Source organism: Paracoccus sp. UBA5162 (assembly GCF_002413585.1).
In the GTDB taxonomy this organism is placed as follows: Bacteria; Pseudomonadota; Alphaproteobacteria; order Rhodobacterales; family Rhodobacteraceae; genus Paracoccus.
On sequence record NZ_DHXG01000092.1, the window covers coordinates 2,374 to 5,807 of the forward strand.

Annotated in this window: 3 protein-coding genes; all 3 read right to left on the reverse strand. The window is 63.2% G+C overall.

Annotated elements, in window-relative coordinates:
• A partial coding sequence (locus B4A72_RS15060; protein ID WP_292979015.1) for a TRAP transporter permease occupies window positions 1-2,048 on the reverse strand: 2,048 nt, incomplete at its 3' end.
• Between the two features lie 54 nt (window positions 2,049-2,102).
• Window positions 2,103-3,059: a TAXI family TRAP transporter solute-binding subunit gene (locus B4A72_RS15065; RefSeq protein ID WP_292956035.1), complete on the reverse strand. Its 957-nt coding sequence runs from the start codon at window positions 3,057-3,059 to the stop codon at window positions 2,103-2,105.
• A 147-nt stretch (window positions 3,060-3,206) separates the two neighbouring features.
• The coding region (locus B4A72_RS15070; protein WP_292979017.1) for a glutaredoxin domain-containing protein at window positions 3,207-3,434 on the reverse strand (228 nt) is incomplete at its 5' end.

Sequence of the window (3,434 nt, forward strand, 5' to 3'; positions counted from 1 at the left end):
GCCAGCGCAAAGCCGATCTCGTCGGTCAGGGGCAGGGCGGCGATCATGGTAAAGGCGGCAGCCGCGGCCAGCAGCCGCTGCCAGACGGGCAGCCTGTGTCCCAGCCAGCCGATCACCGCCACGCCCCACAGCCCGATGGCCAGCACGGATTTGCCGACGATATAGGCCACGGCAGGGGCAAATCCGACAGATGCGACCAGCGGCCCCCCGTCTTGCAGCATCAGGGCGGGCGTATAGACGGCCATGAAGGGAATGACGAAGCCTGCCGCTGCGACCTTCAGCGCCTCCATGCTGATCTTCAGGCCGTTTTCCCTGGCGATGGGCGCGGCCGCGAAACAGGCCAGCGCGACCGGCGGCGTCAGGTCGGCGAGGATGCCGAAATAGAAGACGAACATGTGGCTGACGATCAGCGGCACGCCCAATTGCAATAACGCGGGCGCGGCGATGGTCGAGGTGATGATATAGTTCGGGATCGTCGGAATCCCCATGCCAAGAACGATACAGGTCAGCATGGTCAGGATCAGCGACAGGATCAGGCTGTTCTGCCCGACCGAGACGATGTAGATTCCGAATGTGTTGGCCGCCCCCGTCAGGGTCATGGTGCCGATGATGACGCCGACCAGCGCGGTGGCGACGCCCACCGGCAGGGCGGTCTTGGCGCCTTCGGCAAGGCTGTCGATGACCTGACGGATGGTCTCGCGTCCGCCTCTGGACAACAGGTTCCAGGCCAGCAGCGCGCCGATGCCGCCCCACAGGGCCGTGTTTCCGAAACGCAGGAAACTGCCCGCGACCAGGCCGAGGCCGATCCAGAAGATCACCTTCAGCACCATCGAAGGCAGGCCAAGCGCGGCGGATGTGCCAAGGATCAGCATGATCGTCAGGCCCAGACCCACCGTGCCCGCGAAAAGCGGCGTATAGCCCGAGAACAGCAGATAGACCAGCATTGCCAGCGGCAGCAGCAGATACCAGTTCTCGCGCAGGGCCGCGACGGCCGAGGGCAGATCCTCCTTTGCCATGCCGCGCAGGTTACGGCGTCCGGCCTCGAGATGGACGATCCAGAAGGCGCTGGCGAAATAGAGGATGGCGGGAATGATCGCGGCGCGGACAATCTCGACATAGGCGACGCCCAATGTCTCGGCCATGATGAAGGCGACCGCCCCCATCACCGGCGGCATGATCTGCCCGCCCATAGAGGCGGTGGATTCGACCCCGCCGGCGAAGGCCGCGCGATAGCCGAAGCGTTTCATCAGCGGAATCGTGAACTGCCCGGTGGTGACGACATTGGCCACGCCGGACCCCGAAATCGTACCCATCAGCCCCGACGAGATCACCGAAACCTTCGCCGCACCACCCATCCTGTGCCCGACCATGCCCAGCGACACGTCGGTGAACAGCTTGATCATCCCGGCCTTTTCCAGAAAGGATCCGAACAGGATGAACAGGAAGATATAGGTCGTGCTGACATAGAGCGGCGTGCCGTAGATACCTTCGGTGCCATAGGCCATCTGTTCGACAACCTGGCCCAGATCATAGCCGCGCGTGACCATGGGTCCGGGAAAATACTGCCCGAACAGGGCATAGATCAGGAACAATCCGGCCACGATCGGAAGCGCCGGCCCCATTACCGCGTAGGCGGCAGCAAAGGTGGCGATCAGGGCGATGATGCCGATCACGATATCGGTCCGGTTCAGCATCCCCGACCGCATCATCAGCGGAACGTATTCCACCCATTGATAGCCGGCGACCAGAACGCCGGCGCCGGCCATCACCCAGGCCAGCGTCTTCGGCAGCAGGCCGGTTCGCCCGCGCAGGGCCGCCAGCAGCGGAAACCCGAGCAGCATCAGAAAGCCCAGATGCAACGCGCGCTGGATCTGGCTGGACAGGGTGATCAGATGGGCCGCGATCGCGATCTGGTAAAGCGAGAAGGCGACAGCGATCCAGAACAGAAGCCGCCCCTCGAAGCCGGGCGGAAAGCTTTCGGCCAGCGGGTCGTGAAGCCCCAGATCGGGATCGCCCGCCGGTGCGGCGTGCTGTTGCGCTGTGGTCATTCGGGGATCCCGCTTCAGGGACCGGGCCGGGACGATCCCGGCCCGGTCAGACCATCATTCGGCCTTCACGCCGACTTCGTCGTAGTATTTCTGCGCCCCGGGATGGACCGGAATCGGCATCCCCTTCAGCGCGTTCTGCACGTCGATGCTGGCGGTCGCAGCATGGGCGGCCTTCAACTCGTCCAGGTTTTCATACAACAGCTTGGTCATCTGATAGGCCAGATCGTCGCTGACATTGCTGCTGCTGACCAGGAAATTGATGACGGCGACGGTAGGCACGGCCTCGTTCTGGCCGTCATAGGTGTTGGCGGGGATGTTCTCGGCCACATAGGGCGCGCCCAGCTTTTCGGCAACATCGGCGGGCACCGAGACCACGGTGATCGGGATCGAGGTGGACAGATCCTTCAGCGAGGCCACGCCGAGCCCGGCAGATTGCAGCGTCGCGTCAAGCTGACGGTTCTTCATCAGATCGACCGATTCCGCAAAGGGCAGATATTCGACCTGGCCCAGATCGTCATAGCTCATCCCGGCGGCGGCCAGGATCGCGCGCGCATTCAGTTCGGTTCCCGATTTCGGCGCGCCCACCGACAGCGCCTTGCCCTTCAGATCCGCCAGCGTCTTGATGCCGGATTCCTTGCTGGCGACGATCTGGATGAAGTTCGGATACATGGCCGAAATTCCGCGCAGCTTGTCCAGCGGCTGCGGAAAACCGGCATCGGCGCTGCCCTCGGCCGCCAGCTTGACGGAGTCGCCAAGCGCCAGACCGATCTCGCCCTTGCCCTGCTGCAGCAGGTTCAGGTTCTCGACGCTGGCCTTGGTGGACTGGACCTGAACCTTGGCACCCTCGATGCCGTCGCTGTAAATCTTCGACAGCGCGCCACCGACCGGGTAATAGACGCCCGAGGTGCCGCCGGTCAGGATATTGATGAATTCCTGCGCCGAAGCCGTCAGCGGCGCGGCCGTCAGCGCCACGCCCGCCGCGAGGCAGGCGATCTTGTTGCGGATTGTCATGTTTCCCCTCCCTGGGACATTTTCTTGGTGGGCGCAGGTTAGGCAGCTTTCCGGACAAGGTCAAAAGGGAAAAGCTTCGGCCCATCGCAAAGGGCGCCGCGCGAGAAGATCGCGCGGCGCCCGGAAATATCATGCGCTTCAGGCCCTTCAGGCATTTGCCTCGCGAATTTTCGCGGCCGCGTCCTTGTCATAGCCGACGCCCTGCTTGTCGAAAAGCTGATCCAGTTCGCCCGTCAACGTCATTTCGGTCACGATGTCGCAGCCGCCCACGAATTCGCCCTTCACATAAAGCTGCGGAATCGTCGGCCATTCCGAGAAATCCTTGACGCCCTGACGGATGCCGTCATCGGCCAGCACGTTCACGTCGCGGTAATC